General features: G+C 47.8%; 15 protein-coding genes. 7 read left to right on the plus strand and 8 right to left on the minus strand.

All coding sequences use genetic code 11. The annotated features are described in order from the left end of the window. Positions 1-34 precede the first annotated feature (34 nt). From I2H74_RS05400 to I2H74_RS05410, 3 genes are read right to left on the minus strand one after another with little or no spacing between them, the layout of a single operon-like run. Complete coding sequence (locus I2H74_RS05400; protein WP_195572258.1) at positions 35-1,216, minus strand: efflux RND transporter periplasmic adaptor subunit; 1,182 nt, start codon at positions 1,214-1,216, stop codon at positions 35-37. A gap of 45 nt (positions 1,217-1,261) precedes the next feature. After that, a complete protein-coding gene (locus I2H74_RS05405; protein WP_195572260.1) occupies positions 1,262-2,152 on the minus strand; it encodes a carbohydrate ABC transporter permease in 891 nt (296 codons plus the stop codon). Positions 2,153-2,183: 31 nt separating this feature from the next. Continuing rightward, positions 2,184-3,053, minus strand: coding sequence for a carbohydrate ABC transporter permease (locus I2H74_RS05410; protein WP_195572262.1), 870 nt, complete (start codon positions 3,051-3,053; stop codon positions 2,184-2,186). A 129-nt stretch (positions 3,054-3,182) separates the two neighbouring features. On the opposite strand from I2H74_RS05410, the gene I2H74_RS05415 reads away from it, so the two are divergent. Both I2H74_RS05415 and I2H74_RS05420 read left to right on the plus strand, forming a co-directional pair. Further along, positions 3,183-3,860: a response regulator transcription factor gene (locus I2H74_RS05415; protein WP_195572264.1), complete on the plus strand. Its 678-nt coding sequence runs from the start codon at positions 3,183-3,185 to the stop codon at positions 3,858-3,860. After that, complete coding sequence (locus I2H74_RS05420) at positions 3,857-5,644, plus strand: sensor histidine kinase (RefSeq protein ID WP_195572266.1); 1,788 nt, start codon at positions 3,857-3,859, stop codon at positions 5,642-5,644. The genes I2H74_RS05415 and I2H74_RS05420 overlap by 4 nt, the downstream gene beginning before the upstream one ends. 142 nt (positions 5,645-5,786) lie before the next feature. On the opposite strand, the gene I2H74_RS05425 is transcribed toward I2H74_RS05420, so the two are convergent. From I2H74_RS05425 to I2H74_RS05445, 5 genes are all read right to left on the minus strand, one after another. Then, positions 5,787-6,131, minus strand: coding sequence for a hypothetical protein (locus I2H74_RS05425; protein WP_195572268.1), 345 nt, complete (start codon positions 6,129-6,131; stop codon positions 5,787-5,789). 195 nt (positions 6,132-6,326) lie between these two features. Beyond that, on the minus strand, positions 6,327-7,508 hold the full coding sequence (nagA, locus tag I2H74_RS05430; RefSeq protein WP_195572270.1) for an N-acetylglucosamine-6-phosphate deacetylase: 1,182 nt from the start codon (positions 7,506-7,508) through the stop codon (positions 6,327-6,329). Further along, on the minus strand, positions 7,501-8,229 hold the full coding sequence (gene nagB, locus I2H74_RS05435; protein ID WP_195572272.1) for a glucosamine-6-phosphate deaminase: 729 nt from the start codon (positions 8,227-8,229) through the stop codon (positions 7,501-7,503). The genes nagA and nagB overlap by 8 nt, the downstream gene beginning before the upstream one ends. 6 nt (positions 8,230-8,235) lie before the next feature. Continuing rightward, complete coding sequence (locus tag I2H74_RS05440) at positions 8,236-9,093, minus strand: MurR/RpiR family transcriptional regulator (RefSeq protein WP_195572274.1); 858 nt, start codon at positions 9,091-9,093, stop codon at positions 8,236-8,238. Between the two features lie 352 nt (positions 9,094-9,445). Next, on the minus strand, positions 9,446-10,297 hold the full coding sequence (locus tag I2H74_RS05445) for an AraC family transcriptional regulator (RefSeq protein ID WP_195572276.1): 852 nt from the start codon (positions 10,295-10,297) through the stop codon (positions 9,446-9,448). Between the two features lie 191 nt (positions 10,298-10,488). Here I2H74_RS05445 and I2H74_RS05450 point away from each other — a divergent pair, with 191 nt between their 5' ends. The 5 genes from I2H74_RS05450 (at position 10,489) to I2H74_RS05470 (ending at position 16,265) form a co-directional block, all read left to right on the plus strand. Then, positions 10,489-11,244 (plus strand): sugar phosphate isomerase/epimerase family protein, encoded by a 756-nt coding sequence (locus tag I2H74_RS05450; protein WP_195572278.1) that lies wholly within the window; start codon positions 10,489-10,491, stop codon positions 11,242-11,244. A gap of 147 nt (positions 11,245-11,391) precedes the next feature. After that, on the plus strand, positions 11,392-12,474 hold the full coding sequence (locus I2H74_RS05455) for a Gfo/Idh/MocA family protein (protein WP_195572280.1): 1,083 nt from the start codon (positions 11,392-11,394) through the stop codon (positions 12,472-12,474). Positions 12,475-12,718: 244 nt separating this feature from the next. Continuing rightward, positions 12,719-13,687 carry a sugar phosphate isomerase/epimerase family protein gene (locus I2H74_RS05460; RefSeq protein ID WP_195572282.1) on the plus strand — a complete coding sequence of 323 codons (969 nt, stop codon included), beginning with the start codon at positions 12,719-12,721 and terminating at the stop codon, positions 13,685-13,687. Positions 13,688-13,723: 36 nt separating this feature from the next. Then, on the plus strand, positions 13,724-14,446 hold the full coding sequence (locus I2H74_RS05465) for a ThuA domain-containing protein (protein ID WP_195572283.1): 723 nt from the start codon (positions 13,724-13,726) through the stop codon (positions 14,444-14,446). A 472-nt stretch (positions 14,447-14,918) separates the two neighbouring features. Continuing rightward, complete coding sequence (locus I2H74_RS05470) at positions 14,919-16,265, plus strand: uracil/xanthine transporter (protein WP_195572284.1); 1,347 nt, start codon at positions 14,919-14,921, stop codon at positions 16,263-16,265. Positions 16,266-16,308 lie beyond the last annotated feature (43 nt).

The following is a 16,308-nucleotide window of genomic DNA, read 5'->3' on the forward strand; positions in this document are numbered from 1 at the left end:
CTTGAAATTCTCCTCTCCATGTCATAATTGAAGGTTACAGGCGAACCCGGTCCCCTGCTTGAAGCGGCTCTGATGATTCTGTGATAATCTCATCTTTTATTGTCAGTCCACTGACCAGCGACTGTTCTCCGGAAGAAGCAATCACTTTGACGTAAACTTTCTTAACCGTATAGTCATTGCCGAATGCGCCAAGCTGTTCTTCAACGACGAGGACATATTTCCCGTCCTTATCCTGCTTGATCCATTCATTTGGAAGCACATGACCTTTCCCTTTAGGACTGCGCAAAATGTCGATTTCTGCCTTCATTCCTGGCAACAGCTTCATGTCCTTTGGTCCTTCAGTGATCGTTATCGTGACCTGGAACATGGAAGAGTCAGGAGTCGCGCTGCCTTCTGGCTTTTCTTTTTCTCCCGCGACATTCTTACCGACACCAGCAGCACCGAAGCTGCTCGCCGTACGCTCGGCTCCCAACGCGATCGACTCAATATTTCCCTTGACGCGAGCGGATTTTTTACCTTCAACGAGCTCTACTTCTACCGTCTCTTTTTCTTCTAACCATTTTGCTTGTTCTTCCGTTAAGGAAAAGGTAAATTGATAGCCTTCCGCTTGTTTGACAAGGGTTAGAATCGATTGCCCTGAAGATGGGGCATCGTTCTTGCTTGCCTTGACTTCGGTGATGATTCCGTCATAAGGGGCTTTGCTGTATCTTTTTTTCTCTATATCTTGAAGCAAAGCTTGAAGCTTGCGCTGGTCGATGCCAAGATCAATCTCATATGATTCGAGACCCCGCTTGGCCTCTTGTATTTTTTGTTCGTCACCTTCTACTTTTGCAGCAATATAATCGCTTTTAAGCTTGTCCCCATTCAGTTTTTTGAGCTTGATTCCCGCCTCTATGTCCATCTTTCCGCGTTCAAGCTCAGATGTGTCGTATACAACGAGAATGTCGCTTTTGGAGACAGCGTCTCCTTCCTTCACCCGAATATCGAGGATAGGCAAGCCGTTTGAATTGGTCGCATCATACTGCTCAAGCGCCTTCAGTTGTCCTTCTCCTTCAATTTTCGTTTGCAGCTTGTCTGCGGATGCTTTTCCAGTAATGGCTTTTGGAAGCATTAGATTCTGAAGCGTGCCGCTAAGCAGGGTTAGCAAGACCATCGCAATACCAAATAGGATCAGAAGCCATCTCCACAACTTGCTGATCTTAGGATTTTGTTCCATGCGGGTTCCTCCTTTCTCTACAATCCTGCGTTTTTCCTTATCCAGTTACCCTTTTATCCCAGATTGCTGCACGCCTTCAATGAAGTAGGGCTCAGCATTCAAAAAGAGAAGCACCATTGGAGCCATATACACCATCGAGGCTGCGAAGGCAATTTTGAGACTGTCTCCGCGGAGTCTTGAGAGATATACGGATAAAGGCTGCTGCATCGCATCTTGCAAGAAGATGAGCGGCTGCTCGACCATATTCCAGTAATCCACGAACAAGAGCAGGATTAAAGCGATAATCGCAGGGCGTATCATTGGCAATAGAATGGATAGAAAGATTCTGAAATGCCCGGCACCGTCAATTTTGCCTGCTTCGATATAGGCATAAGGAATATTCATAAAGAATTGCCGCAGTAAAAAGACACCGAATGCGCCAAAGATTCCAGGTCCGATAATAGACAGCGGCGTATTAATCAAGCCGAGCCAATCCGCGACAATGTAATTTGGCACTAATGTGACTTGGAACGGCATTAGCATCGTGATCAGGTATGCATAGAACAGCGCTTCTCTCCCTCGAAACCTTAGCTTCGTTAACGCATAGGCGGCAAGGCTGGCTACAATCGTCTGTCCGACGATGATTGGAACGACGAGCAGGACAGAGTTCCAGAACATGCGCAGGAAGTGAACGTTGTCGATTAAGATGTGCTTGTACTGCTCGAAGGATATCCAATCCGGAATGAGTTTCAAGTTAATGAAGCCTGTGGCTCCGGACTGCCCAAGTGCTGCGTAATTGCGCTGGATTTCATCCCCAGTCATGATAGAGTTGACTGCGGTAAGCACAATGGGGAGCAGAAAGATGCATGCAGGAATTAACAGTACGAGTGTAAGCAGGCCCCGAGTAAAGGACTTCTTGGATGCTTCGCTGGTTTGGATTCCGGCTGCTCTTATCATGGGTGTTCCTCCTTTCTATTGGCTTAACCTATTAGTTCATAAAGCTGCGGAACCATCGTTCTGCACGGAACAATAATGTCACTACCAGCCATATGGCTAACACCATTAATACAGCCGCAGCGGTCAGCTTCTGGATGTCTATGGATGCAAACATATTGTTCATATAATGCTGAAGCTGGTAAATGCTATCATGCGGATAATCTCCCGCCAGCAGGTAGGTTTCCCGGAACACTTTGAATGATTGAACGATAGCCATGATGGCGACAAAGATCAGTGTCGGTGTCAAATAGATCATCGTAATCTTTAATTTCGTCCATGTTGTTCCTGCTTCAATATCCGCCACCTCGTAGAAGTCTTTAGGGATTTGCTGTAAGCCAGCGAGTATAAGGATGACGTTATAGCCAAGGTTCTTCCAGAGATATAAGAACAGGACGATCCATCTGGCGTACTCTGATTTGAACCAATCGATTCGAGCCCAGCCGAACCACTCGAATAGATGATTCATGGCACCGTTCCATTCGAAGATGGATTGCCAGACTAAGACAATGGATGCCACAGGAACAACCAGTGGAAGGACATAGGAGGTTCGAAGGAATCTCCGTATGAATAGCTTGCTGTTAAGCGCCATGGCTACCCATAATGCACTCATCAGCATGATGGGTACACTGACGGATGTAAACCAAAAGGTGTTCCATGCCGCTTTTCGGAAAGATTGGCTTTGTATGAGTTGAATATAATTGTCTAACCCTACAAAGTGGGCTGCCTTTGAGCCGTCTTGGACAGCGTACACCATCCCCATGATGAAGGGGATGATATAAAAGAGCATGAACCCTATTAGGCTTGGGGCGAGAAAAATCAGCGCGATGACAGGATCGCGCCGAAGCTTAGGTTGCAATCTCATGTTGGTTCCTCCATAATGGGGTGTGTATTTTTTGGACGGATAGATCACGCTTGTCTCGGCTTGCAGGAAACACTATATCTGCCTTGTGTGTCATCTAGGTGTCACATATATAGAAAGGAAGACGATGAGATGGAGCAAAGGATAACGATCCTCATTGTTGATGATGAAGCGCTCATGAGGGAGCTCATTGCGGATTACTTAGTTGATGAAGGATACAATATCCTGCAAGCGGAAAATGGGACGGAAGCTTTACGGATCATGAAAGAAACGTCTATTGATCTGGTTATACTTGACATTATGATGCCAGGAATGAACGGGTATGAGGTGTGCTCGAGGCTGAGAGAGTTCTCCGATGCGCTGGTCATTATGCTGACAGCAAAGTCAGAAGAGGAGGATAAGCTTGCCGGCTATAAGTGCGGGGTGGACGATTACATTACAAAGCCTTTTAGTCCAAAAGTATTGGCGGCAAAAGTCGGGGCTCTGGCAGAACGATTCTGCCTGCTGGATATAAAGCCAGAAGAGGAAGAACCCGAGAGCTTTGACCTTGATGAACAGGCGCGAGAGCTTCGGATTCAGGGCAAGGTCATCCTTCTTTCTTCCAAGGAGTTCGAAATGTTAAGCCACTTTATGAGGCATCCGAATCAAGTGCTTACACGTGACAGCCTTTTGAACAGCATCTGGGGATTTGACTACTTCGGAGACGCGCGTGCCGTTGACACAAGCATTAAGCGGCTGCGCAGAAAGCTTGGGGTTGAAGCAAGGAGAATTGTTACGGTGAGAGGCAACGGGTACAAATATCAGCCATGAGAAAATGGAGCGCAAGACGATTAACAACGAAGGTATACTGGACGACCGCGATTGGTTTTTTGCTTTTTGTCACCTTGTTCATGGTGCTTCAGCTCTTCTTTTTCGAGTCTTATTCGCTTAAGGTTCGTTCCTCGCAGCTGCGTGAGGATTTTCAGTCCTTGTATGACGAGATTCAGGCAGAACCTAGCCAATCCGACCAGATGAAGCGTGTGGTCGAGTTTGACGACGTGCATTATTCCTTGACCGGCATCGCTTACAAGAAAGGGGATCAGGTCGATGTCTACTTGGGAACAAGGCCTTTTCAGATGAATGTGAAGCGAGTTCCGATAGATGGCCCAACCTTATCGATTGATCTCATGACGACCGACCCTGGTGAGCATGCGGGCAAGCAGGAGAAGACAGCCCCTCTTATTCCAAAGAGGATTGAGCACAGGGTGCCGGAAGATTCACCTAAAGAAAATGTGCCACTGCGGGATATTCAATCGATAGATTGGTATAATGCTGACGCCCTTAGGCTAAACAATATGCTGCAATTCTATCTCGGTGACATGCTGCAGACCCCTCTTCATGGCGAGATCCGTACGGAACTTGTTCGTCAGGACAGACCAAGCCGTAGTAAAGAAGGGGAAGAGCGCATATGGACAGCTATCGCGCAGTTGGAACCAGACCAAGGATCGGAACGCTACTTGGTTGCGGTCTCTACGTTGGAGCCAGTCTCTGATGCGGCTAAGATGCTTGGAGGTTTTTATCAATATTTTTATGCAGCAGCTATTCTGCTGCTGTTGGGCTTTGCCTATTTGTTCAGCAAGATGATCTCAAGTCCGCTTGTAAAGCTGAATCAAGCGGCCAAGCGCTTGGCCAAGCTTGATTTTTCCAAACGTACAGATATACAGCGCAAGGATGAGATAGGTGAACTGGCAGGCACGCTGGATTACCTTGCGACAGAGCTTCGAGATACGATGGGGGAATTGCAGGAGGCGAATCATCAGCTTCAGCTGGATATTGAGAAGGAGAAGAAGCTGGAACGCCTGCGCAAGCGTTTCGTAGCAAGCGTATCCCATGAATTGAAGACTCCCGTAAGTCTCATCCAGGGGTACGCAGAGGCGCTGCTAGATAATGTGGGACAAGGGGAGAAGCGAGAAAAGTACGCAACGGTCATTGTTAACGAGGCGGACCGCATGTCTCGCCTTGTTCATGATCTGCTGGATTTGTCACAGCTGGAAAGTGGGAAATTTCGCTTGCAATGGCATGCTGTACCGCTTCGAAACGTTATTTTGCAAACGTTGAATACCCTATCCTCTCTATCAGATGGTCGAAAGCTTCAGCTGCATTGGGGGCTTGAAGGGGATGAGATACAGGTTCGCTCCGATTTGGGACGTCTTCAACAAATCTTTACGAATGTGCTTACGAACGCTATTCGTCACGCTGAAGGAAGCGGCAGCATTGTGGTGTCTGTGCGCTCGTCGGCGCGAATGCCTAATCCAAGCGGAGAGGGGGGCTCGTGGGTGGAAGTAACCGTATTTAACCCTGGGCATACCATTTCGGAGGAGCATCTTTCACATCTTTGGGATGCTTTTTATCGAACAGATGAATCAGGAAGCCGGCATGATGGCGGATATGGAATCGGCTTGTCGATTGTGAAAAATTTGCTTGAGAAGCATGGGAGCCAATATAGCATTCAGAATGCGCATGGAGGAGTCGAGGTCGTATTTGACCTCCCCATCTGGACCGATACGGATGACAGAGAAGATGGGAAGTCCGTTATCCGCGAATGTAGTAGGTGATCGCAGTTGAAGTGCAGGATTTGATGTAAGGGAAAGAGACTTGTCTCCTGAAGAGGCAAGTCTCTTTATATTTCTGTGGAGTAGCTGAGATTTATATGCGAAATGCATGCAAAAGGATAATGTCTAGCGGAGAGCGGCATTACTATTTCTTCTTATCCTTGCACTTCTTGCAATCACATTCAATGATGATGACCACTTTTTTAGCACAGTGCTTCTTCTCTTTTTTCTTCTTGCAATCCTTCTTCTTGTCATCCTTGCATTTATGCTTTTTGTGTTTTTTCTCTTTGCACTTATCATGCTCATAATCTTCTATCTCATAGTCGTAATCATATTCCTCGTCGTACTCATAGTCATAATCGTAGCCATAATCTTCCTCGAAGTCATAATCGTACTCATAGTCGTAATCGTAGTTTTCCTCACACTTCTTGTGCTTTTTGCAAGGGTCGTAATCATGACACTTTTTCTGATGGTCGTAACGATATCCCATGCATGACACCTCCTTGTCCATTGGATAGTACATCCTATTCTTTTGTTCATGATGAGGTAAAGGGGAGTTGTCCCTATCTATAAAAATAGGTGAGGAAAAATAGGAGAGTGTCTTCTAAAACAAAAAAAGCTTCTCTATCCATTTGGATAGAGAAGCAACATCCGAATCTATATATCATTGCGTATGTTCATAGAATTAGAGCATGTGTGTTTGGCCTTGTACCCACACCGCATGAATATCGAAGTCGTCGTTCGTAAGAACCAAGTCAGCCTGCTTGCCGACTTCAATGCTTCCTGTCACATGATCAATGCCGATCTGCTTAGCCGCATTGTAGCTTGCCAGCTTCGAAGCTTCTTCGACAGGCTGGCCCAGATGCGTCATAACAAACTTCAGCGCGCCGATCATCGTGAGCGTACTGCCTGCAAGCGATCCACCCTCAGTAAGACGAGCAACGCCTTCTTTAACCGTAACGTTAAGTCCGCCAAGGGAGTAACCTTCACCGTCTGGCATGCCTGCAGCAGACATGGCATCGGTAATGAGCACCAGCTTGCCAGGAGCCTTGGAGCGGTAAAGAATCTTGATCACAGCAGGGTGAACATGATGTCCATCCGCAATCACTTCAGCTGTAATGCGATCATCGGACAGCACGGCACCCGCTGTGCCTGGATTGCGGTGGTTGATCGGTGTCATGGCATTAAAGGTATGAACCGCTTGGTTCAAGCCTGCATTGACCGCAACTTCGATCTGATCGAAAGTGGCATCCGTATGCGCAGCAGCTACGTTAATGCCGTGAGCACGGCACCAGCGAATCGCTTCAAGTGCCATATTGCGTTCAGGAGCAAGGCTGAGCTGCTTCATTACGCCAGGGTAGCGCTCATGCCAATCTTCAAGCCAGTCGATTTGCGGATCCATCATGAAGGCGTCATTTTGAGCGCCTTTATACTTCGGATTCACAAATGGGCCTTCGAGATGAAGACCTGCAAGCTGTGCATACTTCGAGCCGCTCTTCTGATAAGCGTCGACAGCGGATACGACCGCATCGAGTGCTTCACGAGATTGCGTCATCGAAGTGGCAAGCATAGCTGTCGTACCATTCTCCATATGGAACTTCGTAATCGTATCATAGGCTTCTGCAGTGGCATCCATAAAGTCTGAACCAGCACCGCCATGCACGTGAACATCAATGAATCCAGGAAGAACATAGCCATTCTTAGCGTCAATCGCGTCAGCAAGATAAGCTTGTTCCTTCTCGGTAAGCTGGGAAGCAGTACCGATGTAGGCAATACGGCCATTCTCTACGCGAACGACCGCATTCTGAAGCACACCAGTGAGAGTAACAACGCGAGCATTCTTAATCGTAAAGGTTGTATTAGCCATGGATATATGTTGATGCCTCCTTGTCGAGTAATACGACAACATTAGGATGAGTTTGAAGGAGGGACGCAGGCACCTCTGTTGTTACAGGGCCTGTCAAGGCGCGGTGTACGATTTCCGCTTTTTCTTTGCCGCGAACGACAAGCATGATCATTTTTGCTTTCAAAATGGATCCGATTCCCATCGTAATCGCATGAGTGGGAACCTCATCAATCGAGTTGAAGAAGCGAGCGTTTGCTTGGCGAGTCTCTTCCTTCAAGGTTACGACGTGCGTGCCTGCATGAAGATGAGAATCCGGTTCGTTGAATGCGATATGTCCATTATGGCCGATACCCAGGATCTGAAGATCAATGGATTCCTTCGCAAGCGCTTCATCATATTCCTTGCAGGCTGTTTCTAGATCTTCCGCCATACCGTTAGGAACATGCGTGTTCGCCTTGTCGATATCGACGTGATTGAACAATTGGTTGTCCATAAACGCACGATACGTTTCTTTGTGGCCTTCAGGCAAGCCTACATACTCGTCCAAGTTGTACGTGCGGACGTTTTTGAAGCTGACATAGCCCTTTTGGTTCAGACGGATTAATTCTTGATAAATGCCGATTGGGGTGCTTCCTGTAGCTAGACCAAGTACTGCATTTGGCTTTGTTTGAATGAGGCTTGCAAAAATCCCTGCTCCAATCTGGTCCAGTTCCTCATTCGTGTTAAAAGTCATAATGTTCACTAACGATTACCTCCCTTTATCTTTACGGTACTTGCGTACCAGGTGATACGAGTGCTCAAGCTTCGGAATGCGTTCATCGAACTGCTCGCTCACCATGCCGGCGAACAGAATATCGATGACATGCAGCTGCGCAATACGAGAAGCCATATCTCCTCGGCGCATGCCTTCTTCCAAGGACGAGGCAAAGAGATTGATGTCGGCGACACTTGCTAGTGTGCTAGAGCCGACTTTTGTAAGCGAGATGGTCGTCGCGCCTTGCTCCTTCGCGCCAAGCAGCGAATCGATGGTCTCTGGCGTCTCGCCGGAATAAGAGATTCCGATGGCGACGTCTTGAGGTCCTAGATTTGCTGCGGACGTGACCTGCATATGCGGGTCAGGAAAGGCGGTCGCGTTCTTGCCGATCCGAATCAGCTTCTGATAGAAGTCCATCGCGACGATTCCCGAGGTCGCAACCCCGTACAGATCAATGCGTCCCGCTTGATTCAAAGCGTTAATCGCTTGCTCCAGCGCCTGCAGATCAATGAGGCGTGTCGTATCTGAGATGGAACGAAGGTGATTCTGCTCCATAGCGGACACAATATCGGCAAGCGGATTGCCTGCAATGATATCCTGATAGGTCATCGGAGCGGTTGATTGAGCAAGATCAAGGGCAAGCTTCGTCTTGAAGTCTGGATAGCCGCGGAAGTTCAAGCTTTTGCAGAAGCGGGTCACTGTTGCCGCAGAAGTGCCAGACTGCTCGGCAAGCTCTGTGATGCCCATCGTGACTACATTGCCCGGAAAGTGGAGAATGTAGTCGGCTAGCTTTCGTTCCTGCTGATGAAGCTGATCCAATTCTTGCTTGATTGCGTGTAGAATGCTTGACATCACCATCATCCTTTAAGCCGAATACGAAAAAAATTTTAATTAAATAGAAGAAAATCATGAAAAATATTTTTAAGCACACCCTTATCATAACGAAGTAGCGTACGTACTTCAAGGGAAAACAACATTTGTCACCGATTAGTAATATTCCAATGAGGATAATGAAAATCACGCAGACGATAAAGCCGTGCTGATCAGAAAAAAGCCGTTTATTCAGGAAAAGTGCTTCCTAATATATCATTAACCGTTTGCTTTTAGAGAGAAGCGGTTGCTTGACCTTATGTTGTGGTAGAAGTGATCTTTCTTCTATACAAAAAGGTAGGTTGCCCCAGAAGGAGCATCTTCATCAGCTTCACTACTGGATTTCACCTTGAAGCTGTCGCTGATCTCGAAACTGTCTCGGGGAAAGCCCCATCCGATTCTTAAAGGTGCGGTGAAAATACGTATAGCTCTGGAAGCCGCACAGCTCTGAGATTTGCTCCATCGACATATATTCATGCTGGATGCGCTCGCAGGCAAGCGAGATTCTTGCGTCAATCGCATAATCCATTATCGACTGCTGGAACTCCGCCTTGAAGATGTGCGCTGCGCGTGAGGCGCTAAGCTCCACCGATTGAGCTACGTCGTTCACTGTGAAGCTCTCGATCAGATTGCGATCAATATATTGCTTCATCTGATGGGCAAGCCGTGTCGTGCGGATATCGATGTTCTCAATGTCTTGGAGCTTCAGCTTCCGATCGAACATCTGAAATAGTGCAAATGTCAAGTGCATAACAATATCGTTCATGTGCATCTCCTGCAGGCGTTGCTCCTGCATAATCTCTCTCCAGAGTGTCAGCATACGGTCATCCAATGCATGGGCGGAAATTGAGGCAGGCTGATACTTGTCCCACCAAGCGTCAAGCCAAGGACCATTAATGATCAAGTAGTAATCAAAGCTGTGTATTTTGGCATGAGGCTCAAACGTTGCGGGATTCTTGTAGCCGATCCGAAGATCGTAGGATTCGCCAGGCTTGAGCATGAGCAAATGTCCAGGACTCATGGAGAGATATTGATCCCCCATGACAATATGAGCAGAACCCTCGATCTGCAGCCGGATGAGATAGTGCTTTAAGGCAGGGATGTGCATATGCATTGGCTTGCGATGTCTGGCATAGCCCGCATACAGACGACTAAAGGCCGTATGGAAAGAAGGGGATAGATTCATTGGCGATATGCTCCTTTTACCGCGTCATATCATTCTTTTGTTTATATTATATCATCAAATAGCAGAATTGTTCATGTTAGGGGAGTATCCTTCATACCAATCTGTGGAGAGCTATGGCACAATGAAATCGTTCTCTTGCAAGCCTTTTCAAATATGACGAAACTGGATAACGATAAGAGGTGGATGATTTCATGCGTATTGGGTTGCAGTTGTATACCGTTCGTGACGAGATGGAGAAGGATTTTGTCGGTACTTTGGAAAAAGTGGCCGCAATGGGCTATGAAGGTGTAGAGTTTGCAGGATACGGCGGATTAACGCCTGAGGAGCTGTCCGCTACACTATCTCGCCTTAATTTGAAGGCTGTCGGCAGTCACATCGGGCTTGATCAGCTGACAAATCATCTAGATGAGCAAATCGAGATGAACAAGGCAATCGGCAATAAATATCTGGTTTGCCCTTGGATAGCGAAAGAGCAGTATGAGACGATGGAGGCCCTGAAGAAAACCGTCTCCTCGCTGACAAAAGCAGCTGAACGCGTACAACCGCATGGCATGAAGATCGGTTACCACAACCACGCGTTTGAGCTCGAACATGAAGTGGACGGCAAGACTGTTCTGGAACAGATTTTTGAACTCGCGCCTGATGTCGTGACAGAGCTTGATGTATGCTGGGTACAATACAGCGGACATGACCCGCTTGCATGGATCGATCGCTATCAAGGCCGTCTGCCATTCGTGCATTTCAAGGATCTTGCCATTGCCGAAGATGGCTCTCCAATTACAGTAGAGCTTGGCAAAGGAACGTTAGATCTTGCTAGTGTTGCGAAGAAGGCGAAAGCCGCAGGAGCCGAGTGGCTGATCGTTGAGCAAGACGTTACACAGCGCGGCTCGCTTGAGAGTGTGGAAGCAAGCTTGAAGTGGATTAAAGAGCATTTGAAGGATCTTTAATCGTTCAATTGGAGCCTCTGGCTCAACAATAAGAGCGTGGTTTTTTGCACGAATCCATATCACAATCTAGATAACACGAATATTGCATGTACATCACGCAATAGATTTAACCATAACATTTCAAACCATTGATGGAGGGTATCTTTCATGTCTAAAACATATCGCATTGCTATTATCGGCTGCGGGGGTATCGCTAACGGTAAGCATATGCCTGCTCTTTCCAAAAGACCAAATGCGGAAATGGTAGCTTTCTGCGACATTATTGAAGAACGCGCGATTGAAGCAAAGGAAAAGTACGGCAAAGAGGATGCAAAAGTATATACGGACTATAAAGAAGTATTGAAGGACAAGACAATCGATATCGTTCATGTGTGTACGCCAAACGACTCTCACGCTGAGATTGCGATCGCAGCGCTTGAGAGCGACAAGCACGTGATGTGTGAAAAGCCAATGGCAAAGACGGCAGCAGATGCTCGCCGCATGGTGGAAGCCGCAGAGCGCACTGGCAAGAAGCTGACGGTCGGCTACAACAACCGCTTCCGCAGCGACAGCCAATACTTGAAAAAAGTATGTGAAGACGGTACTCTTGGCGACATTTATTATGCAAAGGCACATGCGATTCGCCGTCGTGCGGTTCCAACTTGGGGCGTATTCTTGGATGAAGAGAAACAAGGTGGAGGTCCGCTCATCGATATCGGGACGCATGCGCTCGACTTGACGTTGTGGATGATGGACAACTACGAGCCGGCGGTTGTTCTTGGAAGCTCCTTCCACAAGCTCGGAGGCAAAGAGAATGCTGCTAACTCCTGGGGGCCTTGGGATCCAGCGAAGTTCACGGTTGAGGATTCAGCGTTCGGTATGATTAAGATGAAGAATGGCGCAACGATCATTCTGGAATCCAGCTGGGCGATCAATATGACGCAGGTTGGCGAAGCAAAATGTACGCTTTGCGGTACAGAAGGCGGAGCGGACATGTGGAATGGCCTGAACATCAACGGAGAAATGCACAGCCGTCTCTATGATCAAAAGATTGAATTGAACGCAGGCGGTGTAGCGTTCTATGACGGCGAGACCGTACGTGATATCGATCTTGAAATGCAGCTGTGGCTGGAAGCGATCGACCAGGATAAAGATCCTGTCGTAACGCCGAAGCAGGCTTGCGTGGTATCTGAATTGCTTGAGGCGATCTATGAGTCGTCCCGCACAGGCAAGGCTGTATATTTCGATTAATAGATGCACTAACCCCATAACAGCCATGTTGGCATAGCGCATAATATGAGCATGATCATGGGATGAGAACTGTATAGATAGCAGCGGATCAAGGCGATCTGCTTCTGTATCGACACCAAACAAAGTGGGCAGAAGAATCCGAATGATACGATCGTTAGTCAGTCAACTTTGTTGAACCACGATCGGCAGGAGATCTTCTGCCTTATGTTTGAACAGAATGATTGAAGAAATAGGAGGATTCATCATGAAACTTGGCGTATTTACAGTATTATATGGACAATTGCCGCTTGAAGAGGCTTTGGATACAATTGCGGCAAAAGGCGTGGAAGCCGTTGAGATCGGCTGCGGCGGCTACCCAGGGAACAAGCACTGCAATCCGCATGAGCTGCTTAAAGACGAATCCAAGCTGAAGGCCTTCAAGGAAGCGGTCGACTCCCGTTCCATGATGATTAGTGCGCTTAGCGCGCATGGCAATATGCTGCATCCGCAAAAGGATATCGCAAAAGGCTTCCATGACGATCTGATCGCAACGATCGACCTTGCAGCGAAGCTCGGCATTCCAGTAGTCAACACCTTCTCCGGCTGTCCTGGAGACCATGAAGGTGCAAAGTATCCTAACTGGCCGATTGCGCCTTGGCCGAATGACTTCTCTGAAGTCTTGGAGTGGCAATGGTCTGAAAAGGTTATTCCTTATTGGAAGGAAGTCGGCAAGTACGCGTCCGACCGAGGCATTAAGATCGGACTTGAGCTGCACGGCGGCTTCTCCGTGCACTCGCCAGGCACACTGCTTCGTCTTCGTGAAGCGGTGGGCGACGTTATTGGCGCGAACTTGGATCCAAGTCATATGTGGTGGCAGGGCATCGATCCTGTGCAAGCGATTCGCATTCTCGGCAGGGAAAATGCGCTTCATCATTTCCATGCTAAGGATACGACGATCGATCCGATCAATGTAAACATGCATGGGGTTACCGATATGCAGCCATATACGAAGATGCTTGACCGCGCATGGCAATTCCGCACCGTTGGCTATGGTCACGATGCGAAGACTTGGGCGGACATCATTAGCGAACTGCGTCTCGTCGGTTATGATTATGTGATTAGCATCGAGCATGAGGACGGCTTGATGTCTATCGATGAAGGCTTTACGAAGGCTGTTCAAGCCCTACAGCCGCTCTTGATGAAGGAACCGCTTGGGGAGATGTGGTGGGTGTAATCAGAACCGCCTTTTAGATAGGAAGGAGTATGTACAATGTCACAACCTGTTAGAGTTACGGTATGGAATGAAAATCGACATGAAAAACAAAATCCGAAGGTGTCAGAAATCTATCCCGATGGCATCCACCGTGCAATCGGCGCTCCGCTAGAGGACGGTTATCGCGTGCAGTATGCGACGCTCGATATGCCTGAGCACGGCTTGACCGAAGAAGTGCTTCAGGAGACCGATGTCCTGATCTGGTGGGGACACATGGCTCATCATGAGGTGAGCGAGGAGATCGTAGAGCGCGTGTATCAGCGCGTGATGCACGGCATGGGGCTCATTGTGCTTCACTCAGGTCACTTCTCGAAGATCTTCAAGAAGCTGATGGGGACATCCTGCGATTTGAAGTGGCGTGAGGCGAATGACAAAGAACGTCTCTGGGTTGTTTCTCCGGGACATCCAATTGCAGAAGGATTAGGCGAATACTTCGAGCTTCCAGAGGAAGAGATGTACGGTGAGCACTTCGATATTCCGGCTCCAGACGAGCTCGTATTTGTAAGCTGGTTCACAGGTGGAGAAGTCTTCCGCAGCGGCTGCTGCTATAACCGCGGCATGGGGAAAGTATTCTATTTCCGCCCAGGGCATGAGACGTATCCGACTTATCATGACAGCAATGTTCAGCGTGTAATCCGCAATGCGGTGGAATGGACAAAGCCTGTTCATCGCGCTTATCCAGCGTACGGCAATGCTAAGCCGTTGGAGCCGCTTGCGTAACGGCTAATGACCTTTCAAACCGTATAAAGATATAAACGAAGCCAGCGATGGAAGTCTACATGAAGAAATAATGTATGATTTTACTTCTGTTGCCGCTTAAATAAATCTGAAGATTAGCACCGGCCTGCTCTTGCTTATGAGAGCAGGCCGGTGTTTTTACCGTATCCAGATGGGATGAATTTTGATAAGGTGGAATATTGAACTATAAGGTTCACATAAATGCCTCTAAACAAAGTCTCTCTTTTTGAAAACCCGACATTGAAAGTCCTACAGTTGAAGTTTTTCTCATTTTGACGTGAAAGAGCGAATTTCCTCAAATCTGTGCACTAGCCCTGCGAATAGCCCGTATTTCTCGCCCTAAGCTCTGAATTATCTTGTTTGCGCTTCAGAATTGACCTATGACATAATCAAATAATATGTAAAACGATAGATAACGTTTTCGGAATGGTACTTCGTAAGGAAGGGGAACAGAATGGGTAAGCAGGAGGCTGTAAAACATTCATTAGCCGGAATACAATGGTTGTTCTTTATGTTTGCCAATACCATTGTCATTCCATTAACGATCGGGCACGCATTTGACCTTAGCAGCGGAGATATCGCAACATCGATACAGCGTGCCTTTATCTTAACAGGAGTAGCCTCTCTGCTTCAGGTGTTCGTTGGTCATCGTTGGATCTTGCTGGAGGGACAGTCGGGATTATGGTGGGGCGTCATTATTAGCTTGTGCGCATCCGCACCAACGATGGGATTAACGCTCCCAGAGGTCGGGGCTTCCATGATTACGGGAATTGTATTAGGCGGGGTTACGATCATCCTATTAGGAATGCTGGGCGTTGGGGATAAGATCAAAAAGTGGTTTACGCCGCACGTCATGTTTGTCGTCATCTTTCTCATCGCATCACAGCTTATTTTTATCTTTGCAAAAGGCATGCTTGGCTTGAACGCGGATACAACGGTACATCCCACGACTTCTTTATTTATTCTAGCCGTCATCGTACTGGTATTGCTTCTAACGCTCGCAGGGCCCGCTAAGCTTCGCAACTTTGCCATCTTGATCGGGATTATCCTGGGGTGGATCTTCTATACGCTAATCTTCGGGTCAGAAGCGCAAACCTTTGAAGGCGGAGGGAAGCTGTGGATGCCCTTTACTTGGGGGAATCCGCTTGATACGCATCTGAATATGGGCATCGTGACGGTTACTTATCTAACAGGATTATTGAACCTGTCCAATACGATGGCTGCATTAAAGGGCTCTGCCGCTTTGTTTGGCAGTGAGCCGACAGCAAGGCAGTATCGCGGTGGGTTTGCGATTACAGGGCTTATGAATATATTGGCAGGGATCTTTGGAGTTGTTCCATATGGAACATACGCATCCTCGATTGGATTTTTGCAGGCAACCCGTATCTTTAGCCGAATACCCTTCATTATCGGGTCTTCAGGCTTAATCCTGTTCGGCTTTGTACCGCAGCTTGCTGAGTTCTTCTCGACATTGCCGCTTACTGTAGGCAATGCGGTGCTGTTCGTCGCTTACCTCAGTATGATGAACTCCGCCCTGACTCAGCTAAAAGGCATTACGTTTACGTCCCGCACGATATATCGTGTTGCGCTTCCGGCCTTTATCGGGCTCGCGTGGATGACCTTTCCGAGTTCGGTCTGGACGGAGGTTCCAGTGCTGATTCAGCCGCTCATCTCCAATGGTCTTCTGCTCGGCATTATCATTACACTGCTCATTAATCATCTCATTCCTTGGGATCGAATGGAGGAGCAGGATCGACAGGAGAGCTTGAAGGCGGAAACGCCTTCGAATTCTTCGTGTTAAACAGGAGACTATTGTAAAAATGTTGTACGAATAAAAGGGCTGT

It is taken from the genome of Paenibacillus sp. 1001270B_150601_E10 (assembly GCF_015558675.1).
Lineage (GTDB): Bacteria > Bacillota > Bacilli > Paenibacillales > Paenibacillaceae > Paenibacillus_B.

What these genes read in the sequence shown, in the direction of transcription:
- I2H74_RS05400 (WP_195572258.1), bottom strand. Translation starts at nt 1,216, where the DNA reads ATGGAACAAAATCCTAAGATCAGCAAGTTGTGGAGATGGCTTCTGATC.
- I2H74_RS05405 (WP_195572260.1), bottom strand. Translation starts at nt 2,152, where the DNA reads ATGATAAGAGCAGCCGGAATCCAAACCAGCGAAGCATCCAAGAAGTCC.
- I2H74_RS05410 (WP_195572262.1), bottom strand. Translation starts at nt 3,053, where the DNA reads ATGAGATTGCAACCTAAGCTTCGGCGCGATCCTGTCATCGCGCTGATT.
- I2H74_RS05415 (WP_195572264.1), top strand. Translation starts at nt 3,183, where the DNA reads ATGGAGCAAAGGATAACGATCCTCATTGTTGATGATGAAGCGCTCATG.
- I2H74_RS05420 (WP_195572266.1), top strand. Translation starts at nt 3,857, where the DNA reads ATGAGAAAATGGAGCGCAAGACGATTAACAACGAAGGTATACTGGACG.
- I2H74_RS05425 (WP_195572268.1), bottom strand. Translation starts at nt 6,131, where the DNA reads ATGGGATATCGTTACGACCATCAGAAAAAGTGTCATGATTACGACCCT.
- nagA (WP_195572270.1), bottom strand. Translation starts at nt 7,508, where the DNA reads ATGGCTAATACAACCTTTACGATTAAGAATGCTCGCGTTGTTACTCTC.
- I2H74_RS05440 (WP_195572274.1), bottom strand. Translation starts at nt 9,093, where the DNA reads ATGTCAAGCATTCTACACGCAATCAAGCAAGAATTGGATCAGCTTCAT.
- I2H74_RS05445 (WP_195572276.1), bottom strand. Translation starts at nt 10,297, where the DNA reads ATGAATCTATCCCCTTCTTTCCATACGGCCTTTAGTCGTCTGTATGCG.
- I2H74_RS05450 (WP_195572278.1), top strand. Translation starts at nt 10,489, where the DNA reads ATGCGTATTGGGTTGCAGTTGTATACCGTTCGTGACGAGATGGAGAAG.
- I2H74_RS05455 (WP_195572280.1), top strand. Translation starts at nt 11,392, where the DNA reads ATGTCTAAAACATATCGCATTGCTATTATCGGCTGCGGGGGTATCGCT.
- I2H74_RS05460 (WP_195572282.1), top strand. Translation starts at nt 12,719, where the DNA reads ATGAAACTTGGCGTATTTACAGTATTATATGGACAATTGCCGCTTGAA.
- I2H74_RS05465 (WP_195572283.1), top strand. Translation starts at nt 13,724, where the DNA reads ATGTCACAACCTGTTAGAGTTACGGTATGGAATGAAAATCGACATGAA.
- I2H74_RS05470 (WP_195572284.1), top strand. Translation starts at nt 14,919, where the DNA reads ATGGGTAAGCAGGAGGCTGTAAAACATTCATTAGCCGGAATACAATGG.